This window comes from Galbibacter pacificus, from assembly GCF_029603165.1.
Classification (GTDB): Bacteria; Bacteroidota; Bacteroidia; order Flavobacteriales; family Flavobacteriaceae; genus Galbibacter; species Galbibacter pacificus.
Map to the genome: position 1 here is coordinate 803,189 of NZ_JAQSVC010000001.1, position 26,023 is coordinate 829,211.

Annotated in this window: 26 protein-coding genes; 14 read left to right on the forward strand and 12 right to left on the reverse strand. The window is 40.6% G+C overall.

Features of this window, described 5'->3' with window-relative positions:
* Positions 1-11: 11 nt before the first annotated feature.
* From PSF86_RS03255 to PSF86_RS03280, 6 genes are all read right to left on the reverse strand, one after another.
* The gene (locus PSF86_RS03255) at positions 12-1,562 is read right to left on the reverse strand and encodes a Fic family protein (RefSeq protein ID WP_277898631.1); all 1,551 of its coding nucleotides are present in this window, start codon (positions 1,560-1,562) and stop codon (positions 12-14) included.
* A gap of 447 nt (positions 1,563-2,009) precedes the next feature.
* On the reverse strand, positions 2,010-2,684 hold the full coding sequence (locus PSF86_RS03260; RefSeq protein WP_072319405.1) for a winged helix-turn-helix domain-containing protein: 675 nt from the start codon (positions 2,682-2,684) through the stop codon (positions 2,010-2,012).
* 84 nt (positions 2,685-2,768) lie between these two features.
* Positions 2,769-4,100, reverse strand: a complete 1,332-nt coding sequence (locus tag PSF86_RS03265; protein WP_072319406.1) for a DUF3570 domain-containing protein — start codon at positions 4,098-4,100, stop codon at positions 2,769-2,771.
* A gap of 7 nt (positions 4,101-4,107) precedes the next feature.
* Complete coding sequence (locus tag PSF86_RS03270) at positions 4,108-4,320, reverse strand: DUF4266 domain-containing protein (RefSeq protein WP_072319407.1); 213 nt, start codon at positions 4,318-4,320, stop codon at positions 4,108-4,110.
* The gene (locus PSF86_RS03275) at positions 4,317-5,258 is read right to left on the reverse strand and encodes an FAD:protein FMN transferase (protein ID WP_277898632.1); all 942 of its coding nucleotides are present in this window, start codon (positions 5,256-5,258) and stop codon (positions 4,317-4,319) included. The genes PSF86_RS03270 and PSF86_RS03275 overlap by 4 nt, the downstream gene beginning before the upstream one ends.
* Before the next feature lie 43 nt (positions 5,259-5,301).
* Entirely contained in the window at positions 5,302-5,748 is a 447-nt protein-coding gene (locus tag PSF86_RS03280; RefSeq protein WP_072319409.1) for a thioredoxin family protein, read from the reverse strand.
* A 148-nt stretch (positions 5,749-5,896) separates the two neighbouring features.
* Between PSF86_RS03280 and PSF86_RS03285 the strand changes: the two genes are divergently transcribed.
* The 11 genes from PSF86_RS03285 (at position 5,897) to PSF86_RS03335 (ending at position 18,608) form a co-directional block, all read left to right on the forward strand.
* Positions 5,897-6,565, forward strand: coding sequence for a response regulator transcription factor (locus PSF86_RS03285; protein ID WP_072319410.1), 669 nt, complete (start codon positions 5,897-5,899; stop codon positions 6,563-6,565).
* A gap of 20 nt (positions 6,566-6,585) precedes the next feature.
* Positions 6,586-7,959: a sensor histidine kinase gene (locus PSF86_RS03290; RefSeq protein WP_072319411.1), complete on the forward strand. Its 1,374-nt coding sequence runs from the start codon at positions 6,586-6,588 to the stop codon at positions 7,957-7,959.
* Positions 7,960-8,059: 100 nt separating this feature from the next.
* Positions 8,060-8,497, forward strand: coding sequence for a DUF2231 domain-containing protein (locus PSF86_RS03295; RefSeq protein ID WP_072319412.1), 438 nt, complete (start codon positions 8,060-8,062; stop codon positions 8,495-8,497).
* 41 nt (positions 8,498-8,538) lie between these two features.
* Positions 8,539-9,267, forward strand: a complete 729-nt coding sequence (locus tag PSF86_RS03300; RefSeq protein WP_277898634.1) for a rubrerythrin family protein — start codon at positions 8,539-8,541, stop codon at positions 9,265-9,267.
* A gap of 193 nt (positions 9,268-9,460) precedes the next feature.
* Positions 9,461-13,804 (forward strand): CusA/CzcA family heavy metal efflux RND transporter, encoded by a 4,344-nt coding sequence (locus tag PSF86_RS03305; RefSeq protein WP_072319413.1) that lies wholly within the window; start codon positions 9,461-9,463, stop codon positions 13,802-13,804.
* A 10-nt stretch (positions 13,805-13,814) separates the two neighbouring features.
* Positions 13,815-14,984 carry an efflux RND transporter periplasmic adaptor subunit gene (locus tag PSF86_RS03310; RefSeq protein ID WP_072319414.1) on the forward strand — a complete coding sequence of 390 codons (1,170 nt, stop codon included), beginning with the start codon at positions 13,815-13,817 and terminating at the stop codon, positions 14,982-14,984.
* A gap of 11 nt (positions 14,985-14,995) precedes the next feature.
* Entirely contained in the window at positions 14,996-15,694 is a 699-nt protein-coding gene (locus PSF86_RS03315; RefSeq protein WP_072319415.1) for a VIT1/CCC1 transporter family protein, read from the forward strand.
* Between the two features lie 81 nt (positions 15,695-15,775).
* Positions 15,776-16,627 (forward strand): RteC domain-containing protein, encoded by an 852-nt coding sequence (locus PSF86_RS03320; RefSeq protein WP_072319416.1) that lies wholly within the window; start codon positions 15,776-15,778, stop codon positions 16,625-16,627.
* 295 nt (positions 16,628-16,922) lie between these two features.
* Positions 16,923-17,207 (forward strand): helix-turn-helix domain-containing protein, encoded by a 285-nt coding sequence (locus tag PSF86_RS03325; RefSeq protein WP_072319417.1) that lies wholly within the window; start codon positions 16,923-16,925, stop codon positions 17,205-17,207.
* Between the two features lie 2 nt (positions 17,208-17,209).
* The gene (locus PSF86_RS03330) at positions 17,210-17,962 is read left to right on the forward strand and encodes a hypothetical protein (protein WP_072319418.1); all 753 of its coding nucleotides are present in this window, start codon (positions 17,210-17,212) and stop codon (positions 17,960-17,962) included.
* The gene (locus PSF86_RS03335; protein ID WP_072319419.1) at positions 17,946-18,608 is read left to right on the forward strand and encodes a P-loop NTPase family protein; all 663 of its coding nucleotides are present in this window, start codon (positions 17,946-17,948) and stop codon (positions 18,606-18,608) included. The genes PSF86_RS03330 and PSF86_RS03335 overlap by 17 nt, the downstream gene beginning before the upstream one ends.
* Before the next feature lie 82 nt (positions 18,609-18,690).
* Here the strand turns inward: PSF86_RS03335 and PSF86_RS03340 are convergent, their stop codons facing one another.
* The 6 genes from PSF86_RS03340 to PSF86_RS03365 form a co-directional block, all read right to left on the reverse strand.
* Positions 18,691-18,897 (reverse strand): GDCCVxC domain-containing (seleno)protein, encoded by a 207-nt coding sequence (locus PSF86_RS03340; RefSeq protein ID WP_072319420.1) that lies wholly within the window; start codon positions 18,895-18,897, stop codon positions 18,691-18,693.
* 12 nt (positions 18,898-18,909) lie between these two features.
* A complete protein-coding gene (locus tag PSF86_RS03345) occupies positions 18,910-20,256 on the reverse strand; it encodes a dihydrolipoyl dehydrogenase family protein (RefSeq protein WP_009781463.1) in 1,347 nt (448 codons plus the stop codon).
* Position 20,257: 1 nt separating this feature from the next.
* Positions 20,258-20,860 (reverse strand): mercuric transport protein MerTP, encoded by a 603-nt coding sequence (gene merTP / locus PSF86_RS03350; protein WP_121344427.1) that lies wholly within the window; start codon positions 20,858-20,860, stop codon positions 20,258-20,260.
* On the reverse strand, positions 20,857-21,231 hold the full coding sequence (locus PSF86_RS03355; protein ID WP_277898635.1) for an ArsR/SmtB family transcription factor: 375 nt from the start codon (positions 21,229-21,231) through the stop codon (positions 20,857-20,859). Before PSF86_RS03355 ends, merTP begins: the two co-directional genes overlap by 4 nt.
* A gap of 135 nt (positions 21,232-21,366) precedes the next feature.
* On the reverse strand, positions 21,367-22,044 hold the full coding sequence (locus PSF86_RS03360) for a class I SAM-dependent methyltransferase (RefSeq protein WP_277898636.1): 678 nt from the start codon (positions 22,042-22,044) through the stop codon (positions 21,367-21,369).
* A gap of 143 nt (positions 22,045-22,187) precedes the next feature.
* On the reverse strand, positions 22,188-22,835 hold the full coding sequence (locus PSF86_RS03365) for an N-acetylmuramoyl-L-alanine amidase family protein (protein ID WP_277898637.1): 648 nt from the start codon (positions 22,833-22,835) through the stop codon (positions 22,188-22,190).
* A 189-nt stretch (positions 22,836-23,024) separates the two neighbouring features.
* On the opposite strand from PSF86_RS03365, the gene PSF86_RS03370 reads away from it, so the two are divergent.
* Genes PSF86_RS03370 through PSF86_RS03380 form a run of 3 tightly spaced genes read left to right on the forward strand, consistent with a single transcriptional unit; the run spans position 23,025 to position 26,019 of the window.
* Positions 23,025-23,312 (forward strand): hypothetical protein, encoded by a 288-nt coding sequence (locus PSF86_RS03370; protein WP_031428457.1) that lies wholly within the window; start codon positions 23,025-23,027, stop codon positions 23,310-23,312.
* A 33-nt stretch (positions 23,313-23,345) separates the two neighbouring features.
* Positions 23,346-23,624 carry a hypothetical protein gene (locus PSF86_RS03375; protein ID WP_277898638.1) on the forward strand — a complete coding sequence of 93 codons (279 nt, stop codon included), beginning with the start codon at positions 23,346-23,348 and terminating at the stop codon, positions 23,622-23,624.
* On the forward strand, positions 23,617-26,019 hold the full coding sequence (locus tag PSF86_RS03380; protein ID WP_277898639.1) for a TraG family conjugative transposon ATPase: 2,403 nt from the start codon (positions 23,617-23,619) through the stop codon (positions 26,017-26,019). The genes PSF86_RS03375 and PSF86_RS03380 overlap by 8 nt, the downstream gene beginning before the upstream one ends.
* Positions 26,020-26,023: the final 4 nt, after the last annotated feature.

Genomic DNA, 26,023 nt, shown 5'->3' on the forward strand with positions numbered 1-26,023 from the left:
ATATCATGCGACTATTTTTTGTTCGGTAATTTTACCGGGTTTTTACCTTTCATCCTATCATAGACCAAATCTCCCAAGAATTTTGCAAATGGGCCTATATTCTGCCTTACACTGGCCTCTTCCAATGCCTGCATATATTCATCCCGCTTTTCTACGGGAATTACTGTCCACGGATAGCCACCGGAGGCCAGCATTGCATTCATAAGGAATCTGCCCATACGACCGTTACCATCCATATAGGGGTGGATAAAAACAAAGACAAAATGGCCCAGCACGGCCCGTACGGAAGCCTCGGGCTCTTCCTCCAATAATTCAAATAAGATGGGCATGGCATCTACATTTAAGGGAACATGCTTGGAATTACCGATGTACACCTGGTTATTGCGGTAACCGGAAAGGTCGGAAGCCTTCAACAGACCTGCCACTACACTTGGGTCGAACAGTTGCCTGTACCATGCGGCATGGTCCTTATCGACCTGTGTTCCCGAATTTGCTCCTTCCAATATGGCTTTGATGCTCTGCTTTACGGATTGGAAAGCCTGATAATAACCCCGGGCGGCCATGGCATCCCGTTGCTTCCTGTCCCCTTCGTTTTCCTCGGTGTCCCATTCCCCCGAACTCACTTTTTGAATCAACTCAGGGGTCACACGATAGCGCTCAATTGACAGCGAATGATAGGCATCCGTTATATATATATCGTCCACGTCCTTCATATAGGATTCGTGGTCGGTCTGTATGCCAGGGGCTTTCGGGAAATTGGCCATTACCGCTTCACGCATCTGTTGCCATATCAGGCGTATACGGTTGGCATAGGGAGAACGTTCCCTTGGCGACAATTTCAATTCCAACCTGGTATCAAAAGGATCTTCCTCCCGGATGTCATAATCGGCCTGTTTGAAGGTTTCCACAATCTGGTCTGCTATTCTATCACGTTGAATGTTACGAAAAGCCCCGGCCAATCGGCCGGCCAAGGTGGTATGCCCATTTTCCAGTAGTATGGGTAGTAATTCCGAAGCATCCCGAATCAGGGACAGCGTGGTACGGGCATCGATGGCATTATTTGTATACAACGATGCTCCCGTGTAAATCAGGGAGGTCTGTAAATTATACATGCGGATGCCTTCTTCTACTACGGTCTGCTCTGAAGGAGGGATATCGGTCTTCAAATTGAACAGGGAGGTGTTATGGGGTAACGGAGTGGGCTTGTTATTGCCCTTGGGCGATCGTATAAGCAATTGTTGTGGTACCGAACGATTACCGGCATGAAATAACAAAGATTGGTCTGCCGAAAGCGACCAATCGTCTCCATATTTTTGATTGAGAAACCGTGCTATAAACTCCCAATAAGAACTATACCAAGCCGTGGTTTCACCATCTTTCTCATTGGGGTCCGTGGCAATATACCATCCTTTGGTGACTTCCTTTAAAAAACCGTTTTTGACAAGCAGTTGACGGTGCTTTACATTTGGGATCTCATCAGTATGAATTCCTACTATACCCTGGTCCTGTAGTCCTTTCAGAAAGGTGAGGGCCTCTACGAATCGTTCTCTTGGGGTTGCCATGTTGTTGAATTTACTTTTTCAATCTTTGCTTTCGGGCTAAAATTAGCTTTTTATATTGTGCCAAAATTAGTAAACATAAATGTACTAAAATTAGTAAACATAAGTGTGTAAAAATTAGTAAATTTTTGGAAATAGGACACTAACGAATATGCCTTCAAATGGCAACAAAAAAAACCAGTAAAATACATTTTTACTGGTTTTCATTAATTTACGTATTAAATGATTTTATTTAATACCCTATTTGTCGGGGTGGCAGAACTAACTTACCAAACCACAATATTTTAATTACCAGACACTTATGTTATTTCAATAAAACGAGGTAACCGAATAGGTAACCTTTGCCTCGATTTTATTCGTGAAAACAAAGATATATGAATATCTTAAACTAAAAAACAATAAATAGGGTCAAATTTCATTATTACTCAAAGTTGAAAATAATAACAGCACTCAATCCTGAACCAACATATACCCCATTCCATAAATACTCTTTATATAACCGGAACTTTGCCAATTTAATTTTTTACGTAAGTTATTGATGTGGACATACAAAAAATTAAAATTATCAAGTAGATCACTATCATCGCCCCAAAGATATTCGGCAATTCTTTCCTTTGTCAGTACTCTTCCCCTATTTAAAATAAGGTATTGTAATAGTTCGTATTCCCTTCGGGTGAGTGAGATCGCTTTATTATCCAAGTATACTACACGGGCGAAGGTGTCGATTTTAATTTTCTTAAAAACAAGGGTCTCATTCCCATTTAATTTCCCCCTTCTTAAAACTGCCTTTACCCTAGAATGCAATTCTTGCAGATGCAACGGCTTAGCCATATAATCATCTGCACCACAATCAAAAGCAGTTATCTTCTCTGATAAAGATGAGTTGTCTGAAATTATTATGAATGCAGAAGATGCGTGTTTTTTCTTCTGCTCTGATAAAAGGTTCAAGCCTATTTCTTTACTTGAGCTAAAATCTAAGATGACCAGGTCATATTCATAGCAATAGAGTTTTTCGGAAGCCTCCTGAAAATTTAGGGCAGCTTCACAAACATAGGCTTCATTCTTTAAATAATTGAAGATAGAAGTTTGAAGGGCATTATCGTATGCAGTTATTAATATTTTCATCAAATCGTCCTGTTCAGCTTCACTTGACAAATCTTTTTTCCAAAATTACTTGGACAGGAAATGCAACAAATAAAGCATTATATGCTACTTCGATCCATCCAAAATAAATTTGAAACCACCCGAAATCATATCTGCTCGAAAACTAGAGTTTCTAGCATAATGATGATATTTTAAATCAATGCTTTTCAACCCGAAATCCCAAATATGGAAATTTGTAAAAATGTCGGTATAGCTTACGCCAAAACCGTATTGATTGGCGGTAAATTTTGAAAGGTCATAATCTGAAGTATAAAATTCTTCTGTAGAAAGATGGCTTTCGTAGGGCGCAAAATAATCTGCCGCTGTTTGGCTGTAATATCGATAGGAAGGATATAGAGTAAATTTTTGGGAAATCTTAATGGGTACTTCCAAGCTTGCGGTATGCGATTGAATTCCCCAATCATCTGTGTAGTAACGGTAATACCCCCTAAGCACAAAAATTTCATTCAGGTAATAGTTGAGACGGCCTCCCACAGCTATTTTGTTCCGGGTATCGGGTAATTGCTCAATGGCATCTGCCAATTGAAAATTCTGTATAAATGAATCCTCAACATCACTAAAATACACGCGTTGAAATGGGGTGGATAACAAGCCCTGTTGGCGTACCACATCGCCTTCCAGGGACATCTGTAGTTTTTTGGATAGTATTTGTGAAAAACTAAAGCCCAGAGAGTACGAATTCCGTGATTTGTTCCCAAATTCAGAGAATATGGGGTTATAGTCCTGATTCCCTGTAATGGAATAGCTTCTGAAAAGACCATTGGAAAGGCCATCCCCCCCTGCTGCAAAAGGTCTTAATTCGTAGGGATATATAGGTTTCCAGGTGTCCAAATAAACGTTGGCTTTCAAGGTCAACTCGGTATTTTTTTCGTTGAACAACCGGGTATAGCTTCCGCCAAAACCAAAAGAGAAATAGTCATATTCGCTGGAAAGCGAAAGATTGGCCGACCAGATTTTATTCCGATCATCTGAACTATGGCTATAGGAAGCGTTCACATTGGCCCATACATCGCTTGATGAAGCTCCCGAGGAAGCTACAAAAGGATCGGCCTCGCCACTACCGTCAAACGGATTGATATTGCTGGAAGAAGCAGAGGTGTAAGCCGATACGTTCGCATCTATACTCAGAATGTCGTCCGCATTGAGCGGAATGGAAACCACAATGCTCGGCGCAATGTCGGTAAGCTTTTCTGTTCCCTTCCCGCCGCTTACGGCAGCATTTTCACCATCCTGAGAATAATAACTGGCCAATACATCTACTTCTGTATTTTCGAGTACCCTCTTTTTATAAGTTTTTGTTGAATCTTGGGTTTGCGCGGAAAGCGCTCCACCACAGAAAACACACAATATACTGACTAAGAAAAATTTCATTTTCATCACTTTATTAATTACAACCACAACCACCTCCGGTTTTTCCGCCATTGGCTCCAGAAGCAGCTTCACGATACGAATGGAAATTGGTTTCGTAGCGATCTACTTTCTTTGTTCCCAAGACCATATCAGGATCGTTGATATATACTTTTTCATACTCCTTGACTGCGGTACAGGATGTTATTCCGCCCATAAACACTAAGAGCAATGCGGCTTTTTTTATCATTTTGAATCTATTTTAATATTGTTCGAGGTAAAAATATCTCCTTTATCATCGATTACGATACATTCTATGTCAGGCAATTGGTTAATGCGGTCTATCCCAACATCCTTTCCCATTACGAAAACGGAAGTCGCCAAAGCATCGGCCAATTCTGCTTTCGGGGCAAAAACCGTGGCACTAACGATCCCGGTAGCTGGATACCCCGTTCGCGGGTCGATGATGTGGGTATAGCGTTTTCCGTTAAAAATCACATACTTTTCATAATTACCGGAAGTAACGACCGCTTCATTATCAATTGGCAACAATGCAAAGGCGTTATTTTTGTTCAACGGGTTGGTTATGGCAACTTTCCATTCGCTGCCATCAGGTTGTTGCCCCCAGGTATTCATATCACCGGAGGCATTGATAATACCTGCAACAACTCCTTTTTTCATCAAAAGCTCCTTTGCCTTATCTGCCGCATAACCCTTGCCGATGGCGCCAAAGCCAATCTTCATTCCGGGAAGTTTTAGCAAAACGCTTTGATCTTTAGGGTTTAGTACAATGTTTTTATAACCTACTTTGGCAACCGAAGCTTTGATTTTTTCTTCGGAAGGCATTTTGGTCATACTCCCGTCAAACTTCCAAAGGGCATCCATCGATGCATACGAAATATCGAAAGCGCCATCTGTCAATTCTGAAATCGACTTTGCCCTTTTTATAAGCTCAAGCAATTCCGCAGAAACTTTTACCGGTTTTATTCCCGCGTTTTTATTGATTTTGGAAGTCTGTGAATTTGGATCCCAAGAAGATATTAATTTTTCGATTCGGGAAATTTCAGAAATGGCAAGGTCAATTTCTTCATTTGCTTTTGCCTCATTTTCTGATACCACCGTAATTTCGAAACGGCTGCCCATTAATTTGAGCACGCGTTTGTGGATTTCTTGTGAATGTAAATTCACAGAAATTGTGGCGATTATTATGGTGAGAAGGAATTTTTTCAAATTATTTCTGAAAGGAGTTTAAGGTTTTTATGTATTCTTCAGGAGTAGTCTTTTTGTAACCGGTTTTTCCCAACACCGTTCCGCTTTTATCCAAAACAACAACGAGTGGAAAATAACCTTCCGGATTATAGGTTTCGGCCAATTTGTTGTTTTTTTCCTGTTGTTCAGCCGCCAACTTATTTTTGCTCCGACGCGGAAAATCAGCTTTGAGCATCACAAAATGCTCTTTAGCATAATTTTTAAAGGCATCGGTTGACCATATTTCTTTATCCAGTTTAATACAGGGCGCGCACCAATCTGAACCCTGAAAGACCAATACAATAGGTTTGTCTTCGGTTGAAGCGATCTTCTCGGCCTTTTTGAGATCTTTTTGCCATTCCTGGGCATTGGCTACATTCAAGAAGCTCAGCGCCAAGATCAAAACCATAGCTATTTTTTTTACTGTCATAGTATTATTTTTTCTTGTATCTTTTTTGGGTTTTTAAAAAATCAAATATATAGGTCTTAATTAACACAGCATTGCCGAATTTTAAATCTTAAGCGAATCTTAAGGAAAGTAATACCTAAATTTTCAATTTAAAACCAACATTTGTAAAATGAAGATACTTCTCGTAGAAGACGAACCAGGAATCGCTGATTTCGTCCAGCAAGGTCTGGAAGAAAAGGGCTTTCGTTTAGATGTCGCGGAAGAAGGCGTCAAAGGCCTGGAGTTGGCGCTTACCGGAGAATATAAGTTACTGCTACTGGACTGGATGCTACCCGGGATCAGCGGTATTGAGATTTGCACCCGGTTCAGGGAAAAATTCAAAAACACACCCATAATTTTTTTGACCGCAAAGGACACGGTAGATGAGACTATTATTGGATTGCAGGCCGGGGCCAATGATTATATAAAAAAGCCGTTCCATTTCAAGGAATTATTGGAACGGGTGAGGGTACAGTTGCGTAGCGGCCCGCAGGAAGAAAATCAATTACTTTCCGTAGGAAACATTGCGCTTAATAGGGAAACCCATCAGGTTTTTAAGAATGATCTGGAAGTACACCTCACGCAAAGGGAATTTGATCTGTTGCAGTATTTGCTTCAAAAAAAGGGGAAAGTCTGTGAACGTATCGAAATTATACAGCAAGTATGGGATATTTATTTTGACTATGACACCAGTATCATTGATGTTTATATTAATGCCCTGCGGAAAAAACTGGACTTGGGGAAGCAGGAAAACCATATCCAGACGATTCGGGGTATTGGATACATTGTAAAAGATTAATGAAATACTGATTATTTAAAATGAAGCTTAATTTCAAAAATAGGATTGCCCTTCATTATATTGTGGCGACAGGGCTGATAATAGCGGTCGTTTTTCTGGGGATTTTTTTTGTGGTGAAAAGCAGCGTTTATGCCAACTTGGATAAAGACCTCAATTTTGAAGTACAAAAACATACCCGTGAAATCGCTATAACCAAGGACAGTATCTATTTTTTCAACAAAAAGGAACTGGAAGAACGGGAACATACCGAGGTTCAGGTAAACCCGGTATTTGTTCAGCTTTCGGGTAAAGACGGTACACTTTTCGATAAATCCCCCAATTTAAAAGAAAACCAATTAACCACCTCCGCAGATCAGGAAGCTGGGCAACACTTCAATGCCCTTCTCGCTGATCAACCCCTTCGGCAGGTGCAACTGCCCATCGAAAAAAATGGAGATCTGAAGGGCTATGTGGTAGCGGCAATGTCGCTAGAAGGTTCTATCAAGGTAATCAATAATCTTGGCAACACATTACTGATCATCTACCCCATAGTCCTTTTTGGGTTGTTTTTTATTTCCAGCTTTTTGGCCGGGCGCAGTATTGCCCCTATACGATCTATTATTTCGACCACAAACAACATTACCCGCAACAACCTGAACGAACGGGTCATACTACCTCAAAAAAAAGATGAACTGCACGAATTGTCCTCTGCGATCAACGATTTGCTGAACCGAATAGAGAGGACGATTGAGCGTGAACGGCAATTTACCTCAGATGCTTCGCACGAGTTGCGCACCCCCTTATCCTCTTTGAGTGGAACTTTGGAGGTTCTCATTCAAAAAGAGCGAAGCCAACTGGAATACGAAAAGAAAATAGGGTATAGCCTGGGCGTTATCGATACAATGACACAAACGCTAGAGCAGTTATTGACATTAGCTAGAATGGAAACCCCCTCGGAAGTATCATCTGATGATCTCGAAATCCTCCCCATCTTAATTGATGGGATCCTTTCAAAATACAAAGATAAAATCCTTGAAAAAGGGCTTCGTATTAAAACAGATTTAGATAATTCCATCGAATATCAAGTGCCCCGGTATTATGCCAATTTGATCTTGGATAATGCGATTCAGAATGCCATAAAATACTCTGAAGAGGGAGGTAGTATTTTCATTTCAATACAAAGGAAAAATGATTCCGTTGTGTGTTCCGTCAAGGATGAAGGTATCGGTATTAAGAAAGAGGATATGGATAAAATATTCAATAGTTTTTACAGATCCGATGCTTTGGCGCATAAACATATTTCCGGGAACGGCCTCGGCCTTTCAATTGCCAAGAAATCTGCCGATGCCATAGGTGCTACCCTTTCCATAGAAAGTGAACTTCATAGGGGAACTATCCTTCGCATTACATTTTAAGCCAATCTTAAGGTGCTGCTGACCAAAGGTGTAGGCAATGTCAATACCTTTACCTTGAATTTTAAAAACAAACAAAATGTCAGCAGTACACCTTCACGCAATGATCATCCATTTTCCCATCGCGCTATTGATGGTCGGGTTTCTCTCTGAGATCATTGCATTGTTTTACAATCAAATCCTTTTTAGGAAAATAGCATTTTACCTCTTACTGCTGGGTGCAGTTGGAGCGATAGCGGCCTATATCAGCGGCGGCTATGCCGCCGAAGGTATCGAGACCGGAAGGTTGGCCGAGGCGATCGAGGCCCACGAGGAAGCGGCGCTCATAACCCTTTGGCTCGCCATTATTACCGCAATCTACCGTGCAGCCCTACTCTTTTTTAAATATGAACGTCCTTGGACCAAATGGGTGGGCATTTTATTGTTTGCCGCATTGGTAGGTTCCATAATAAATACGGGAAATAAAGGTGGTGAGCTGGTCTATGAACACGGAGCAGGCCTTGAGCTTAAACTGCCTGAGTTTAATGAAAAAGTACAATAACATTTAGGGATAGCTAAAGTTCCCTGACAAAATCTATAATTATGAAAAAATCAGTTAAAATAAGCGTAATGGCAATGGCCTTCTTGGGGGTGCTATTTCAATCGTGCCAAGACCGGCCCCAAAAAATAGAACTTAGGGATACCACGAAACAAAACAAGGCCCTTCCCGAGCAACAAAACGGTGCAACCGTAACTATTGAGAACAAAAAACTCGACCCCAATGGCAAGGCCGCCAAAGACCTACAGGACGGCTATAAGGGGGAAGGAACGGCAATAGCCAAATATCAGGCATACAGTAAAAAGGCCGAAGAAGAAGGATACCACGGCATTGCACTTCTTTTTAAAGCGGTATCAATGGCAGAGACGGTCCACGCCGGAAACCATCAGACCATTATGGAAATGGAGGGCGTTAAAGTCCCAGAAGTAAAGCCCGATTACCCCCTTAAAGGCACTAAGGAAAATCTGAAAAACGCCATCGGTGGCGAGAGTTATAAAGCCAAATCAATGTACCCGGGTTTTATAAAAGATGCAAACGCCGAGGGTAATTATATGGCTCAAATGAGCTTTACCTATGCTTATAATGTGGAAAAAAAACATAGGGATTACTATAAGGCCGCATTGGCCGATCTGGAAACTGATCATTTAAACTCCTTGGCCAAAGTATATTATATCTGCCCCGTATGCGGAAATACTTACGCAGATAAAGCACCGGAGCGGTGTGAGATCACGCTCGCAAAAGCGGATACGTTCACTAAAGTGGAAAAACTCTAAATCAACTTTGGTTAGTGTTGATGGTTGAATTGCCAAGGTTCTAGGATCATTCTCAGGGCTTTGGCTTTTTTATTGGCAGAGATGATAGATTAACTCACATTCCTCACCGTCATATCTTAAGCCAATCTTAAGGAAGCCAATGTATTAACATATAGCAATTCATTTAGATTTGTGATCTCTAAACAACTTCGTTATGCTCGATAAGATTATTAAATTCAGTATTACCCATAAACTGATCATTCTTCTGTTTACGGCCTTTATTATCGGTTTTGGGGTGTATTCCCTTTCCCAAATCCCCATTGGGGCCGTACCGGATGTGACCAACAACCAAGTTCAGGTGATAACCACTTCGCAAAACCTTTCCACCCAGGATATGGAACAGTACATTACCTATCCTGTAGAACTGGAAATGGCCAATTTGCCCGGGGTAAAAGAAATTCGCTCGGTATCTAAATTTGGCCTGTCGGTGGTTACCATTGTATTTGAGGAAAATCTCGGCACCTACTTACCTCGACAGGTTATCGCCGAAAAAATAAAATCGGCTTCCGAAAAAATCCCCGATGGATTTGGAAAGCCCCAAATGGGGCCTATTACCACCGGTCTGGGCGAAATCTATCAATATACCTTGGATACCAGGCCCGGTTTTGAAGACCGTTATTCGGCCGAAGACCTCAGGACTATTCAGGACTGGATCGTAAAAAGACAACTTTCAGGTATTAAGGGGGTCGTAGAAATAAACGCTTGGGGCGGTTATGTAAAAGAATACGAAGTTGCCATCAACTCCAAAAAACTGAACGCGATGAACATTTCCATATCCGATGTGTTCACGGCCCTTCAGAACAACAATAGCGTTGCCGGTGGCGGTTATATAGAAAAAGTAAATCAAGCCTATTTTATCCGTGGTCAGGGACGGGTCACTTCGCTGGACGATATTCGCAACATCGTAGTTAAAAATGACAACGGCACCCCGGTTTATATCAACAACATAGCCGAGGTGGGTTTTGGACAAGCCACACGCTTTGGTGCAATTACCGCCAACGGGAAAGGCGAAACTGTGCTTGGTCAGGTAATGATGTTGAAAGGCGCAAATTCCAATCAAGTAATCGAAGCGGTTAAGGCACGAGTAGCTAAGATTGCCGAATCCCTGCCCGAGGGTGTAGTGATAAAACCTTTCTTGGACCGTAGCGAACTCATTGGCCGTACAACTTTTACAATTGCCGAAAATTTAATCATTGGCTGTCTTATCGTGATTTTTGTGGTTGTTCTTTTGCTGGGCAACTTCCGCTCCGGTCTGGTGGTGGCGTCGGTTATTCCGCTCTGTCTGTTGTTTGCGCTTTCCCTGATGTACATTTTCGGGATAGACGCCAATTTAATGAGCCTGGGGGCGATCGATTTTGGGATCATCATAGATGGCGCGGTAATTATTGTGGAATTTACCGCCTACCAAATCACCCAAAAACACAAGGAATACGATAATCTTGCAAAACAGGAACTCCGCCATCTAAAAGACCGGGTTACCTTCAATAGTGCTTCCCGGATGATGAATTCAGCAATCTTCGGGCAGCTGATTATTCTTATCGTATTTATCCCGATTCTATCCTTGAGCGGCGTCGAGGGCAAGATGTTCAAGCCGATGGCACTTACCTTCAGCTTTGCGCTCATTGGGGCGATGATTCTATGTCTGACCTATGTGCCGGTAGCTTCCGCTGTATTTTTAAAATCGGAAGAACCTTCTGATAAGAATATTTCGGTACGGCTCATCAAGTTTCTGAACCGAAAATATAAACCAGTAATTTACTGGGCACTTCGCAGAAAAAAATTTGTACTGGGGATCGCCGTGCTCTTGCTTATAATTTCAGGATTTATCTTCAGTAGGATGGGCGGGGAATTTATACCGCAGCTGGATGAAGGGGATTTTGTGATTCAACCCGTTTTAAAAACTGGTACCTCCCTGAGCAAAACGATAGAAACCACTACCCGAATGGAAAATATTTTGATCGATAGCTTCCCAGAAGTAGAACAGGTGGTGAGCCGTATAGGCGCGGCCGAGGTACCTACCGATCCGATGTCTATGGAAGAGAGCGATGTTATTGTATCCCTAAAACCAAAAGATGAATGGGTTACCGCTGAAACAAAAGATGAACTTGCCGATGAATTTAAAAAGGCACTTTCCGTAATTCCGGGAATGGAAATAGAGTTTACCCAGCCCATAGAAATGCGCTTCAACGAACTCATTACCGGGGTACGTGCCGATATCGCCGTAAAGATTTTTGGTGAAAATCTGGATATTCTGAATGCCAAGGCACAAAAGATAAAAAATCTCATCCAAGACGTAAATGGGGCTACCGATATCACCGTTGAAAAAATTGTGGGCCTCCCACAGATGAACGTCAATTACAAACGTGATAAAATCGCACGGTATGGATTGAACATTGCAGATTTGAACAAAATCGTCACAATGGGGTTTTCGGGGGCAACGATGGGCAGCGTATTTGAAGGTGAAAAACGTTTTGATATGGTGCTGCGGCTTCAAAAGGACAGTCGGCAGGATATTTCAAATTTAAAGAACCTTTATGTGGACACCCCTTCCGGTGAAAAAGTGCCGCTCAGCGAATTGGCCGACATTACCTACCAAAAAGGGGCGGCCAAAATCTCACGGGACAATACCCAGCGACGGATTGTGGTGGGTGTAAACGTAAGGGGCAGCGATTTGCAGACCGTGGTCGATAAAATCAAAAAAATCGTGGATGACAACATTAGCCTACCGCCGGGATATACCGTTACGTATGGCGGACAATTTGAAAATTTACAGAGTGCAACGGCGCGGCTCAAAATTGCGGTACCCATAGCTTTGGTGCTTATTTTTATATTGCTATACTTCGCATTTGGGACCATACGGGAAGCATTGATGATTTTTTCGGCCATTCCGCTCGCGGCGGTGGGGGGCATACTTTTTCTCTGGATCCGTGGAATGCCCTTCAGTATCTCGGCAGGGGTGGGTTTTATCGCATTGTTCGGGATTGCCGTGCTCAACGGAATTGTTCTCATAGAACATTTTAAAGAGCTGCGCGAAGAAGGAATGAAAAATGACGATAATTTGATCGTGAGCGGTGCCCAAGATCGCTTGCGTGCCGTTTTATTGACCGCTAGTGCTGCAGCGTTGGGCTTTCTGCCGATGGCTATTTCAACAGGGGCGGGTGCCGAGGTTCAACGGCCCTTGGCAACCGTTGTGATCGGTGGTTTAATTACCTCCACCCTGCTTACCCTGGTTGTATTGCCCGTAATTTATGCCCTGTTCAACAAAGAGAAAAAGGATACGAAAAAAGGGAATGATAATCATCGAATCAAGGCTTTGAGCGTAGTGCTTTTGCTGATCGGTTTTTCGGGATATTCTCAAGAGACACAAGTCAAGACCATCGAAAATGTGGAGGAATTGAAGGCGATGGCATTTGAGAACAACCTGGGACTGAAAGCTTCTTCGCTTCGCGTGGATGAGGCCGATGCGCTTATAGGGAGTGCCTTTGCCTTCGATAAAACAGAGGGTTATTTTGGAAAAGACGATAGCAACCGTTCCAACAACAAGGCGCTGAACGTGCTGGGCGTGACCCAAAACTTCAATTTCCCAACGGTTTATTTTGCCCGAAAAAAGATGAACAAAACCAAATTTCGGCAGGAGCAAAGTACCTACCAACTGCAAAAATTGCGATTGGAACGGGACGTAACCCAAGTGTATTATCAACTTCAATATGAAAAGGCGAAAATCGGAGTGTATGAGCAGTTGGACAGTTTGTACCAAAAATTTGCTTATGCAGCAAAAAGAAGGTTTGAACTCGGTGAAAGCAATTACCTCGAAAAGATAACCGCCCGGTCCAAACAAAAACAACTGGAAACCCAACTTAAACAGGCCCGGGATGAACTTGATATCTCCCGAGAAAGATTAAAACCGCTGCTAAATACGGAAGAGGAAATTGTAGTCAAAATACAGCCTTTTCAAAAATTGACCATAAAGAATATGGGGATCGAGGGCAATCCCGGTCTGGATTATTATCAGGATCGAAGCGACTACTTTCAGGCCGAAGCCGGGTTGGAGAAACAGCGGCTATTGCCCGATATCAGCTTGACCTATTTTCAATGGAACAATGATGTGATCAACAGCCCCCTGCAAGGCTATCAAGTAGGTGTTCATATTCCCCTGCTGTTCTTTGGGAATTCTTCAAAAATAAAAGCGGCCAAAATCGCAAAACGGGCCGCAGCGCAGGAAAGTGCCGATTATAAGGTGCGCTTGAATTCGGAATATAACCAGCTTATTCAGCAAATGAGCAAGCACCAAGAGGCACTTTCGTATTACGAAAATGAAGGGAAAGGTCTTTCTGAAGAGATTATTAAGACCGCTACATTAAGTTATAAGAATGGGGAGATCGATTTTTTTGAATACATCCAAAGCCTTGAAAACTCCTATACGATCATACTTTCTTATTACGAAAACCTTAATGCATATAACCAAATCGTTACCCGCATAAATTACCTAACACTATAATCCTGACGCAATGAAAAAATATATATTTAAATTTATCATTTCCCTTTCTGTATTGATAGTTGCTGTTTCTTGTGGAAATTCCGAAGGAAATTCTAAAGAAACGGGGGGCAACGGAGCAAAATCCGATTCTACTGCCAATAACGGCGGAACACAAGTAAGCCTTGCACAGTTTGAGGGCAGCGATATGGAACTGGGCAAAATGCAGGAAAATACCTTTCCTGTAACCGTGGATGCCACGGGGATGATCGATGTCCCGCCCGAGAATAAGGCAATAATAAGTTCGTTTGCAGATGGCTACGTGAAGGAGACCCCATTGTTAATAGGTGATCAAGTTAAAAAAGGACAGTTTTTGGTAAGTCTTGAAAATCCCGATTATGTACAAATGCAGCAGGACTATCTGGATGCGATGGAGCAGATGAAGTATTTAAAATCGGAATACGACCGTCAAAAAGCCCTCATTGAAGAAAATATCACTTCCGAAAAAAATTACCTTAAAGCGGAAAGCGAGTATAAGCGAAACCTATCTAAATATCAGTCGATGCGGAAAAAATTACAGATGCTCAATTTGAACCCCAAAGCGGTTGAAAACGGAACTATTTCTTCCGTTATACGCATTTACGCCCCTATTGCCGGAAGTATTACCGAAATGAACATCAATAAGGGAATGTATGTTTCGGCTGCCGATGAACTAATGCGGATTATTGATACAGATCACCTGCACCTTGAGCTAAATGTTTTTGAAAAAGATGTGATGAAGTTAAAAAAAGGCCAAGAAATACGGTTCAGCATTCCCGAAGCTAGTACCGATACCATTGAGGGCGAAGTACATTTGGTAGGCACGTCTATCAGTGAGGAAAAGAGGACGGTAAAGGTCCACGGTCATTTTAAGGATGAGGATAAAAAGACCCGTTTTGCCACCGGAATGTTTGTGGAAGCCGAAATCATTACGGACCAAAAAAATGCAAAGGCACTACCCACCCAAAGTATCGTTTCTTTGGATGATACCGATTACGTATTGGTTTTACAGAAGAAAACCGATAGCAGTTATGTATTCAAAAGAAGGGAAGTAATGACGGGCAACGCTTTTAATGGCTTTACGATCATCAAAAACACTTCCGATTTTAAAAATAACGACCAGTTTTTAACAAAAGGGGCATTCCCTTTGATCAAGGAAGAATAGACCCCCCTATTATGAAACACACGAACGATGAAAAACATTATGGATCACGAAGCGGGTGGCTGAGGGCAGCCGTATTGGGTGCAAATGACGGCATACTTTCAACAGCGAGTATCGTTATTGGCGTCTCTGCCGGGAGCGCAACAAAAGAGAATATTGTTCTTGCAGGGATTGCCGGCCTTGTGGCAGGGGCTTTCTCGATGGCCGCAGGAGAGTACGTTTCGGTAAGTTCACAAAGCGATATAGAAACTGCCGACTTGAAAAGGGAAGAACAGGAATTACGGGAAACTCCCGATGAAGAACTGGAAGAACTGGCTAAAATATACGAAAAAAGAGGCTTGGATAAGGAACTGTCCAAACAGGTAGCCCACCAGTTAACGGCCCATAATGCTCTGGAAGCACACGCAAGAGACGAACTCGGAATCAATGAGATTACCCAAGCCAAACCCCTACAAGCGGCTTTGTCTTCTTGTGGAGCATTTGCTTTTGGTGGCATACTTCCTGTAATAGTGGCCTTGCTTGCCCCTTTGAATGGAATGGAATATGTGCAATACCTTTCCGCAACACTTTTCCTAATAGTTTTAGGTACAATTTCCGCTAAAGCCGGTGGTTCTAACGTCAAAAAAGCGGTTTTGAGAATTACTTTTTGGGGAACTATCGCAATGGGTATGACCGCTTTGATTGGCTATTGGTTTGGTATGAATGTTTTTTAAAAAAGAATTTTACTGTAATGTAAGAACACGCACACTTTTAAATGCCCCCAAACTAAAGCTTATCAAAAACCCAGATCAGATTTGAAAAAACTTTTACTCAAGATAATAGATGATTACAAAAAAGAAATAAGAACCATTGAGCAATCCAACCTAAATGATTTCAGCGTCGTTGAAAAAGGAATCTCGATTTCCAGACAGTATCTTCAAAAATTACGAATATGCGTGAGGGAAAATGAGTTCGGCAATCCACAGGAAGAAATAACATTTTTTAAAAACCACAAACCCTATGTGTATAGCCGTTTGAAATTTTATGCTAAACTCTATAATTTTTTGATTAATAGGCCCGCAGGAACCATTAAATCCCAACAGATTTTCATAGATAGTGAGATTAAAAAACTTCAGGAAAGCAATCGCCGCCATTTGGACTTTATAAAGTATTATAGGGAGGGATCTACCGTTCTTGATGAATTTTATTTTTTGAGGGGAAAGGACAAAATCAGCTTGGTTTCAGATACATCCCACTTTTACACCGATGCGGAATTTTCTACAAGCCACGATAACGCCGTTGCCAAAATTATGGCGTATGACCTCTTGGTCAACCACTACATTCAGGAATTGGAAGATTTAAGGAATCTATCTTATGGAAAACCAAGGAAATTAAACACCTTGGCAAACGGGGACCGGCTAAGCTGGACTGCTTCAAAAACAGACTTGATCGAATTGATATATGCCTTGCAGGCCTCTGGAGCCATAAAAAGCGGAACGGCAGGGATTAAAGAAATGGCTATGGCTTGTGAAAGTATTTTTGATCTTAATCTTGGAAATGTGTATCGAACTTTTTTAGAAATACGTGAACGAAAAATTGACCCCACCAAGTTTATTGACAGGCTAAAATCCACGCTTTTACAAAGGATGGAAGAAACTGACGGTTAATTTATAGCGACTCTGAAAACGTTAAATTTTCTCCCAAGTTGGGTGCGACTTGGGGAAAAATAAAATTAATTTTTTTTAATGGTATTTAGTATTGACCTTCCAAAGGTAAACAATCAAATAAAACCAATTTAACACATTGAAAATGAGAATATAAAAACACCCAACTTGGGTGTGACTTGGGAATAAAACCCAATAAACTACCCCAAATTTGTAGAACGAAAGTCAAATCCTGCGAGGGGCTATCAAATTAGTTTAGACTGAGGCGGTAGTCCTTTTCTTTTAAAACCGTTCTATTATGCCAACAAGTATCATTACCACAGACGATCTTCGGGAATTCAAAATGGAATTGCTCGATGACATTAAAAAGCTCCTATCCCGACAAGCGACCGGCAAACTCAAAAAATACCTCAAATCTTCCGAGGTTATGGATTTACTCCAAGTAAGTCCGGGAACTCTCCAAAACCTTCGCGTCAATGGCACATTGCCCTACACCAAAGTGGGCGGTATCATTTACTATGATGCCGAGGAAATCCAGAATGTAATGACCGCAAACCGTGTGCAGCACGGACTAAATTCTTAGCGATGAATTATATAAAGCTACTCAATGCGGCTTTTGAAAAATTTTTCTTCGATGACCGCTTGAACCCAACCCATATCAGCCTGTATATGGCTCTGTTCCAAGAATGGAACAGCAGCCGATTTGCTGATGAGTTTTTTGTGAACCGCCGCGAGCTGATGCGCGTGGCCAAAATAGGTTCCAAATCTACTTATCATCGCTGCATAACCGACCTCGATTCTTGGGAGTATCTGATTTATTTCCCATCGAATAATCCGTACAAAGGAAGTAAGATCAAGATGTCCATTATCGGGACAAGTGATGAACCGGATATGGGACGGTACAATCCCGAATTGGAACAGCTTGCGGAACGGTACCATCCCATACGTGAACCAGTAGTGAACCAGCACCGTCCCACCAACGGACAAGCTGTGTACCCGCACCGTCCCGTGAGTGGACAAGCATTGGTATCTAATATAAACAATACCAAACAAGTAAACATTAATAAACAACCAAAGGGCAGGCAGGCCGTTTTAGATTTTTTTATTGAAAAAAGTTTTAATGTTGATGAAGGAAAAAAATTCTTTGCGCATTATGAAGCCAACGATTGGAAAACAAGCGATGGAAAAACGATCAGGGATTGGCGAGCTTTAGCTAAAAATTGGATGGATAGAACCGAGTTATTTACCGAAGAAAACAAACCAAACAAAAATGGAGCGTCCCAAAATCGGGACAACCTCAAAACCACTAAAACCAAGGATTATGGACAACCCCTCTAAAATAACCGAAGGCGGCGTAGAATATTCGCTGGGCAAATTCGACGGGAAATGTGTGCTTTACGATTTCCCGAAAATCCTGACTTACCTGAATGCCAAGGGCAAGCTGCTTTTTGGCGAAAAATTCAAAATCTATGAAAAGGACAAGGATATTTTACTGAAACTCTGTTCCTACTTCATCAAGGACAAGGAAAACTGCCAAAAATTTCAGATCGATGTTGACAAAGGTATTTTACTTTCGGGCCCAGTAGGGTGCGGGAAAACCAGTTTATTGAAACTTTTACGCCATTTAGTGCCATTGCAAAGACCTTATGAAATGATCCCCTGCCGAAATGTGGCATTCAGTTTTAATCATCTTGGTTTTAAGACCATCGAGGATTATGGAAATACAAAATTTTTCTGTTTTGACGACCTGGGCGTAGAACCTGCCGGAAGGTTCTACGGTAAAGACCTGAATGTGATGGGTGAAGTCTTACTTTCGAGATATGAACTTTACCTTCAAACCAAGCATAAAATCAAAACTCACGCAACTACAAACCTAAACGCTGAGGAACTGGAAGAACGTTACGGAAACCGTGTCCGTAGCCGGATGCGGGAACTGTTTAATTTGATAGCCTTTGATGAAGGGGCTGGGGATAAAAGAAAGTGAACTTAAAATATTTTTTTCAAAGAGTACTTTCTTTGTGCCTGGGCATCTATATACTATTTGGCGGTCAGAGTCGGCGAATTTTTTAGCAACAACTTTTGTTTTCTTGAATTGGCGGACAAGGTACAGTTCCATAAGAGCAATAAACACAACAATCTCCTTCGTTTGGTTTTAGAACCGTTTTACAATTCTCACACTCGTAAAAGAATTGACAAGCGTTTGTTGGCATATCTTCTACTTTTTTATGTCCGCAGTTTGGACAAGTAATTTCTGATTTTAATATAATTTCCATTCAATTTTTTTATTATAGCATATGTGGTATGTCCGAAGCCAAAGTTGGATATGAGAAAATCATTGTTCTAATATCATTAACCTTCATCTTTGTTTTTATGGCCATTGCAAAGAGATTTATTGTTTCTTCTGTATGTGGTCCGATTAAATGCGCTCCCAAAATTGTTTGAGTTTCTTCGTCAATAATAGTTTTGAACGCATATTCTTCTACATTCAAACGCTTGGCATTGAACCAATTACCAACCTCCTTATAATTAATTCGAATATTGTAATTCAGCTCTTTCGCTTTCGATTCAGTACATCCAACAGAAGCCATAGTTGGTAACGTAAACACCACTGTTGGCATTGGCGGATAACTTATTTCTTTAGAATTGCCTTTAATAATATTTGAAGCAACCGTATGACCTTCCAGAACTGCAACTGGCGTTAAGGGCAAACCTTCTGAATCTGCAGCATCGCCTGCTGCATAAATATGAGGGTTTGAAGTACTTTGCAAGTATTTGTTCACTGTAACACCTTTATTAGTAAAGGCTATGTTCGCTTTGTCTAATTCCAAATCAAATATGGCTGGTGGTCGTCCGGCAGAGTTAAAAACAGCTTCAGCTTCAAAATATGCTGTTTTCTCTTGAGATTTACCTTTTACTCGATACTGGCTATCCACTTTCTCAATAGCCGTAACATCTGTATTAAGAATGAGTTTTATGCCTAACTCTTTTGTGGCAGAAACAAGATGTTTTACAATATCCTGTTCAAAATTTTCCAAGGGATTTTCTCTACGATGAACAATAGTGACTTCTGCTCCGCATCGAGCCGCTATATGTGCAAACTCAAAAGCGATATATCCACCACCGATGAATACTAAAGATTTTGGCAATTTTGCTAAATTCAAGAAATCGGTACTGGATTTTGCATAATGACCACCTTCAAATTCTAAAACCCTTGGCTTGGAACCCGATGCGATTACAATTTTGTTAGCCTTTATTTTGTCTGTTCCAACTTCCAATGTGTTTTCTGACAGGAATTTTGCTGAACTATGAAAGGTGTCTATTCCGTTCTTTTTATATCCTTTTTCAATTTTTGGTGGCATTTCATCCACAAAGGATTGTTTAAAGGCCATAATGTCCTTCCAATTGACTTTAGGTATGGTATCAATACCATTTCCTTTAAGCCTATTAGCAAAGTCTCGAACTTCCGTAGCGCCTATAATCACTTTTTTTGGGTCACAACCTCTCAAAGCACAGGTGCCACCATAAGGTAATTCATCCGTTATTCCTACTTTTAGCCCTTTTGAGGCACATTTATTTGCGATGGTCATTCCTGCCATTCCCGAACCAATTATAAATACATCATATTCTTTCATACTAATTGATTTCTTTTTTGTCGGTTACTTTATAACCTGTTGAGTTAATTGCTTTCTCGATTTCCGTTTCATTAGATTTGGATTTGTCAAATTCAATGATTGCGTTTCCATTCTCGTAGGACGCTTTTGTATCTACAATTCCGTTTAGTTTATTTACTTCGTGTTTGACGTGTTCTTCACAACTGACACAGGTCATTCCGCTGATTGTAAATTCTGTTGTTTTAATATCCGATTTGTCAACTACGATTATTTGCTTTTCCGTGTTTGGGTAAAAAATTCCTGAATAGTACGGGAAAGCCAACATTATAATTGCAAATGCAGTTACAATTCCTAAAAAGGTTTTTGATTGAATGAATTTTGGTTTCTCTTCCGTTTCGCATTCACAGTCAATTTCTTTTTGAGGTTTTAGTTTTTTATACCAAGCAAAAGCAAGAACTAAAATTGTCATTCCAATTAGATAAGGTCTAAAAGGTTCTATCCAAGAAAATGTTGAAGCAATTCCGCTTGTTCCTGCGATTAGAGCCAATACTGGCGTAATACAACATAATGAAGCTGTAATTGCAGTTAACAAACCTGCACCAATTAATTTGTTGTCACTTTTCATATCGTTTCTAAAATTTTGTTTTTATCAAGTATCTCAAAAAATGGGTTTAGCATTTTTTCGTATTCAGCTGTGAGTGAGTAAAAAATCGTTTGGGCTTCTCTATTGGTTTCTAATAGATTTCGGTCTTTCATTTTTCTTAAATGTTGAGAAATGGCAGAAATATTCATTCCGAGAATATCGCTTAAATCACAAACGCAAAGTCTTTTTTCCTCAAAGAGTAGATAAAGTATTTTAAGTCTTACACTATTCCCGACCAATGAAAGTCCATTCGCTAAATAGTCGAACGATTCATTTAATTCTGAAACCGTGTCTTTGCAACGATTTATTTGTTCAATATCGGCTTGTTGTCTTATGCAAGAATTATTTTCCATAGCACAAATATACATTTATTTCTTATTTAAGCAAAAACTAAACTAATGAAGTACAAAAAAAACTTAGATTTTTTAATTTGATAGCTTTTGAGTAGGCTGGTGATACAAAAAAGTAAATTTAAGGTGAATGGTTTTTCATAAACAGTGTATAGGGTTTATTCGGGTTTTACTACCGGAAGCGACAAATACACCTCCATAATTAAAACTATCATCCACTTTAAAATTGGAAACCTTCGTCTCTAAATATTGGTATATTGGTCTGTCCACTTCGCCTTTCCCAATCCATTTTACAAAATCGCCCTTCAAACTTGGTTTTTCAAGATACCAGTCCAGAATAACAATTCTACCGTTTGGTTTTAAAATTGAAATCATATTGTCGATTATGTTTCGCCATTCGGGCAGCCCAGACAAACCAAGGTCGCAAAAAACGGAATCGATGATAATTCTGTTATCCCGATAATCAAGCCAATTTTGATCAATATTTGTGGCGTTGTTCAATTCTGTTTTGACATTTGTCCAACCGTTTTTTTCTATTTTTTGTCTTGCCTTATCAAGCATTCCGCTGGACAGGTCAATGCCGATGATTAGTCCTGAATTGTTCAAATATTCGTTGAAATATTTGAAGTTGACCCCTGTTCCGCAGGGCACGTTTAATACGGTCTGTCCATTTTTGAGTTGAAGTTCTTTGATGGCATAGTTCCTGGCTTTTTTATAATACCAATTTGAGATGTAATCGTAAATGACGGAAAGCTTATCGTAGTAATGAATAGCGTTTTCCTGTTCTTCCTTTGTTCCGTATATTTGAGTTTCCATTATGCTTTTTTACCTGGTGATGAACTTGATGTATAAAAATACTCATTTCTTATTTTTTAGGTCATAAATCTGCCTTAGAACTTCTGACAAAAAAACTTTCAATACTTCTCGGATGCTTTTAATTGTTTCGATGAATAAGTCTTTCATAATCGTTTATTTGAGTAGTTATAGATTCCTTTTAAAATAGCCATCGCCACGGCCTTGACTTTAGAAGGCTGCAAAAAATAGAACCCTTCATCTTCGTTGGTAAGAAATCCAACTTCTACTAAAACAGCAGGGCGGTAATCAACATTTTCCCGTAGCACCTGAAAATTCGCAAACTTCACGCCCCTACTCTCAAAACCCAATTCTTTTTTAAAATAAGCCTGCAACAGATAAGCAAGCAAGGTTGAAAGGCCTGAAAACTGAGATTTAGTATTAGCCACATAAACTTCAATGCCTCTTGCGTTAGCATTATCTGAATGATTGCAATGCAAGGAAATAAATACATCCGTATCTAAAGTATTGGCCAATTTAGTTCGATCCGATAACGAAATAAGCGTGTCGTTATACCGGGTCAAAAAAATATTCAATGGTGTTTTTGACTTTTTGTTAAGCCTCAAAACTTCCAGAGCGATGTTCAGTACGACATCCTTTTCTTTAATGCCATTTATTCCGATGGCACCGGAATCTTTTCCGCCGTGTCCAACGTCAATAACAATTCGTTTTTGAGGTGCGGTTTCCTGCCCAAAAATGAAGCACATTTTTAGGAGCAAAAAGACAAAACTGACGTTTTTGAACACTTTTTTCATTTTCAATTTTCGGGTTATTAACAACTTACCTTCCAAAATCCATAAAATTTGATGTCAAATAATGGCAATGGAATTCAATTAATATCAAATAATATTTTATTCACAAAAATTTGATTTTCAAGTATTTAAATACAAATATATGTACTTTTCCCTTAACGAAAACGAATCAAAAACTTAAACTGTTCCGTTATGAAAAAATCAATCTACTTGGCAACTTTTCTTTCGTTGCTCTCAACATCGCTTTTTGCACAAATTGGAGGAATCGAAGATTCAGTTGACGATGTTTCCAACACCATCAGGACAATTTTTCCAATAATCCTTGGTGTAATATTCCTAATCGGTTTCCTGTTCAACGCGGGACATTTCTTCGGGGAAAACGCCGATCTCAAAAAAGGGATTACCCGTGTTCTCGTTTTTGTATTGATTGCAGGAGCTGTGGTCGGCATTTTCACTTACCTAATCGGAATCGTAGTCTAAGCCTCTAAGAGGCATTTTAAAAAAATATGTGATATGAAAAAATTCGAGGTTTATAAAAACATCAGGAAGCGGGCGGTCATTTTCGGGCTGCCCATTTCCCTGTTTGCCATAATGATGGTTTCTATTCTTGCTTCGCTATTGGTCATCATCTTCTCGTTCAGCTTCGGGATTATCATTGGCGTATTGCTTCTCAATTCAGGGTTGTATATCGCTTTGACCCGGATAACAAGCAATCCACAGCTTTTCCAGATAGCGAAAGCATTCCCTAAAATCATCAGTAACAAAAGAAACTCCGACATCGATTATGAATAAGATTAACCTTTCGGCATACCGACCCATCGCAGATATTCAGGACAATATCATTTTTGCCAACAATGGCAACGTAGTCTTATGTTACGAAGGCAATTTGCCCGAGATTTATTCCTTGTCCGAAAAAGATTTTGAGGATATGCACGGGGCTTGGTTTCAGGCTTTGAAGTCATTACCCGTGGGTACGGTAATCCATAAACAGGATATTTATTTGAAAAAATCCTACTCTTCGGAACAACTGCCCAGTAAAACCTTTCTGGAAAAGGCGACTCACGACCATTTTAAAGGGCGCGAATATATGGAACACCGCTGCTTCCTGTTCTTTATCCTGACCAAGAATAAAGCGCTCAACAATCCAAAATATGTCAACCCTTTCCGAAAGGTTTCAAAGAGTATTATTAGGGAACTCGATGATACCGTGCAACGTTTTATCGGCTCGGTAAGTGATTCGGTTTCCTTTATCAACAATAGCCGTAAAATGGAATTTCTTCCGCTTGAAGCGAAAGGGATTGAGCAACTGACCAATGGGTATTTCAATGGCTTCAATGAAGGTTTTGATACGGATATTTTACTTGAAAAGAAAAACGTCAATATAGGCGAAAATTATTTTGATGCCCTGGCCATCAACAGCGAACTGTGCTTTGGCGAAAGTGTACAGAGCAGCAAGACCAATGAGAAATTCACTTCTGACGATTTTGTATTTCATCAAGGGTTTATTGATGGTTTAGGGCTTACGCTAAACGAAAACCACATTGTCAACCAGATCCTGTATCTGGACGATAAACAGAAGTGGCGCAAGCTACTTGATAAGAAAATCGAGGAACTCAACAAAAGTTCCAACTTCGGTTCGCAGAACAAAGTGGTACTCGGTAAAATCCAGCACATTCTCGACCAGATCAATGCGGATGGCAATGCACGGATTATCCGTGGTCATTTGAACATCGTCTATTGGGATAAAAATGCCGCCAACCTAAGCCGCATCGGTTCTAAAATCAAGACTGAATTTAAGGAACTGGACATTATTCCCTACTATCCACGAGGCGAGGAACGTAAAAATTATATCCTGAACAGCTACTGCTGTTTTTCTTCAAACTTCTCTAACAATGATCTATACGTAACGGATCTGAAACACGCGCTTTGTCTGTTCATCAACAACACCAATTACAAGTCGGATGCTACCGGCATCATATTCAATGATCGGGAACATAACATTCCAGTTCTCAAAGATGTCTGGGACGAGCGCAAAAAACGAATCAAGGCTCGAAACTTCGCCATTTTTGCACCCACCGGCGAGGGTAAGTCCTTTTTGGCCAATAACATTTTGCGTCAATATTTTGAAAGTGGCGTTCGCCTGGTCATTATTGACCTCGGCGGTTCTTATACCAAGTTTGCCAAACTCTATCCTGAAAAATACACCGTGCTCAGATACGAGAGCGGAAAAAATCTGGGCATCAACCCATTTTACATCAGCGATACAAATGATCTGACACCAGAACGGCTCGAAGATTTATCGGTCTTCCTGTTTGAACTCTTTGCCTCGGATCTGAAAGTGACCAAGGCGCAATCCGTCTCGATCAAAAAAATACTGCGCCATTATTATGATAGCATTTCAGAAAACCACTCCTTGGATGGTTTTTACCATTTTATCGAGCGCAACCAAAAAGACCTTTTAGGTCAGCTCAAAATCCATCCTGACTACTTCAATGTTACGGGCTTTTTGCACGTAATGTCGGAGTATGTTGGCGATGGTCTATACAGCTTCCTCTTTGAAGTGAGCGAAGACCAAACCTATAAAATCGAGGATAAACGTTTGATCGTTTTTGAGCTGGACGAAGTCAAGGACAATAAGGAAATCCTGTCCGTAATGTTGAAGCTGATTAAGTCCGCCATCCAACGAACCATTTGGAAGAACCGTGCGGAAAAGGGGATCATCCTGTTCGATGAGTTTGCCAAGCAGTTGAAATTTGAAAACGTACTGGAAAGTGTGGAATTTTATTATCAGGCCATCCGAAAACAGAACGGGGCTATTGGGATCATACTTCAATCCATCAATCAACTTCCAAATAATTCAACTTCGGCAAGTATCCTGGAAAATACACAGGTTATCTACAGCCTGAACAACGAGAAAGGTTATGCAGAATTGGTCAAAAGGCTCAATCTATCCAGCCACGACCTGAACCAGTTGAAATCCATCAAGAACAATCTTTCCGGGCCACGCAAGTATACCGAAATGTTCATCAAAATCGGAAAGGAAAGCAACGTTTTCCGTCTCGAAGTTCCCAAAGAAGTTTATGCAGCTTATCTAACTGATGGACAGGAAAACGAAGAAATTATGAAGCTCTATGGGCAGCATCAGGATATGGAAAAAGCAATAATTCAATTCACTTCTAAAACATAATATT

Bases quoted from the DNA above. Each gene is read 5' to 3' on its own strand.
- PSF86_RS03290 (WP_072319411.1), top strand. From the start codon at position 6,586: ATGAAGCTTAATTTCAAAAATAGGATTGCCCTTCATTATATTGTGGCG.
- PSF86_RS03355 (WP_277898635.1), bottom strand. From the start codon at position 21,231: ATGGAAAATAATTCTTGCATAAGACAACAAGCCGATATTGAACAAATA.
- PSF86_RS03300 (WP_277898634.1), top strand. From the start codon at position 8,539: ATGAAAAAATCAGTTAAAATAAGCGTAATGGCAATGGCCTTCTTGGGG.
- PSF86_RS03365 (WP_277898637.1), bottom strand. From the start codon at position 22,835: ATGAAAAAAGTGTTCAAAAACGTCAGTTTTGTCTTTTTGCTCCTAAAA.
- PSF86_RS03295 (WP_072319412.1), top strand. From the start codon at position 8,060: ATGATCATCCATTTTCCCATCGCGCTATTGATGGTCGGGTTTCTCTCT.
- PSF86_RS03310 (WP_072319414.1), top strand. From the start codon at position 13,815: ATGAAAAAATATATATTTAAATTTATCATTTCCCTTTCTGTATTGATA.
- PSF86_RS03380 (WP_277898639.1), top strand. From the start codon at position 23,617: ATGAATAAGATTAACCTTTCGGCATACCGACCCATCGCAGATATTCAG.
- PSF86_RS03280 (WP_072319409.1), bottom strand. From the start codon at position 5,748: ATGACAGTAAAAAAAATAGCTATGGTTTTGATCTTGGCGCTGAGCTTC.
- PSF86_RS03285 (WP_072319410.1), top strand. From the start codon at position 5,897: ATGAAGATACTTCTCGTAGAAGACGAACCAGGAATCGCTGATTTCGTC.
- PSF86_RS03260 (WP_072319405.1), bottom strand. From the start codon at position 2,684: ATGAAAATATTAATAACTGCATACGATAATGCCCTTCAAACTTCTATC.
- PSF86_RS03360 (WP_277898636.1), bottom strand. From the start codon at position 22,044: ATGGAAACTCAAATATACGGAACAAAGGAAGAACAGGAAAACGCTATT.
- PSF86_RS03340 (WP_072319420.1), bottom strand. From the start codon at position 18,897: ATGGAAATTATATTAAAATCAGAAATTACTTGTCCAAACTGCGGACAT.
- PSF86_RS03270 (WP_072319407.1), bottom strand. From the start codon at position 4,320: ATGATAAAAAAAGCCGCATTGCTCTTAGTGTTTATGGGCGGAATAACA.
- merTP (WP_121344427.1), bottom strand. From the start codon at position 20,860: ATGAAAAGTGACAACAAATTAATTGGTGCAGGTTTGTTAACTGCAATT.
- PSF86_RS03335 (WP_072319419.1), top strand. From the start codon at position 17,946: ATGGACAACCCCTCTAAAATAACCGAAGGCGGCGTAGAATATTCGCTG.
- PSF86_RS03325 (WP_072319417.1), top strand. From the start codon at position 16,923: ATGCCAACAAGTATCATTACCACAGACGATCTTCGGGAATTCAAAATG.
- PSF86_RS03345 (WP_009781463.1), bottom strand. From the start codon at position 20,256: ATGAAAGAATATGATGTATTTATAATTGGTTCGGGAATGGCAGGAATG.
- PSF86_RS03370 (WP_031428457.1), top strand. From the start codon at position 23,025: ATGAAAAAATCAATCTACTTGGCAACTTTTCTTTCGTTGCTCTCAACA.
- PSF86_RS03265 (WP_072319406.1), bottom strand. From the start codon at position 4,100: ATGAAAATGAAATTTTTCTTAGTCAGTATATTGTGTGTTTTCTGTGGT.
- PSF86_RS03305 (WP_072319413.1), top strand. From the start codon at position 9,461: ATGCTCGATAAGATTATTAAATTCAGTATTACCCATAAACTGATCATT.
- PSF86_RS03255 (WP_277898631.1), bottom strand. From the start codon at position 1,562: ATGGCAACCCCAAGAGAACGATTCGTAGAGGCCCTCACCTTTCTGAAA.
- PSF86_RS03375 (WP_277898638.1), top strand. From the start codon at position 23,346: ATGAAAAAATTCGAGGTTTATAAAAACATCAGGAAGCGGGCGGTCATT.
- PSF86_RS03330 (WP_072319418.1), top strand. From the start codon at position 17,210: ATGAATTATATAAAGCTACTCAATGCGGCTTTTGAAAAATTTTTCTTC.
- PSF86_RS03315 (WP_072319415.1), top strand. From the start codon at position 14,996: ATGAAACACACGAACGATGAAAAACATTATGGATCACGAAGCGGGTGG.